Genomic DNA, 560 nt, shown 5'->3' on the forward strand with positions numbered 1-560 from the left:
GCTTCCATTTCTACAGCCTGTAATCCAGTGAATTTCGTCTTGATGAAGGCTGCCCTTTCCGGATCATTAATAAAGGTATCACCTGTTGTAATAAGGCCTCTGACAACAGCATACTCCCCTATTTCCTTCGCGCTTGATTCAGCTATCTGGATTAGACCATTATCTGCTGCAAAACTCGCAGGCATTTGCGGTACTTGACCGTATTCATAACCAAATATAGTCGCATCCACATCATGATGTCTCACTTCGTCTGAGATGACAACATCGCCGACATTCAAGTCAGGGTTTAATCCTCCAGCAGAGCCTGTATTGATTAAATAGTCCGGTTTGAACGTTTGCAGCAGAATAGTCGTGCTCATCGCAGCATTAACTTTGCCTATGCCTGAGCGAAGCAGAACAACATCCTTCCCAGCAAGATTACCTTCAATAAATTGAAATCCGGCAATTGTCTGCTCTTTCTTATTGTCCATTTGTTCTCTGAGTATGGCAACTTCTTCTTCCATTGCACCGATTATTGCTATTTTCATGTACTTCCCTCTTTCTAAGCTACACTTTTGTTC

Annotated in this window: 1 protein-coding gene; it reads right to left on the bottom strand. The window is 42.7% G+C overall.

Annotated features, from left to right (window positions below; genetic code table 11):
* Positions 1–527 (bottom strand): 5'-methylthioadenosine/S-adenosylhomocysteine nucleosidase (gene mtnN, locus QD409_RS35630; protein ID WP_430765067.1); only part of this gene is annotated, 527 nt, incomplete at its 3' end.
* Positions 528–560 lie beyond the last annotated feature (33 nt).

Origin of the sequence: Rhizobium sp. BR 315 (genome assembly GCF_050577975.1) — a bacterium.
Classification (GTDB): Bacteria; Pseudomonadota; Alphaproteobacteria; order Rhizobiales; family Rhizobiaceae; genus Rhizobium; species Rhizobium miluonense.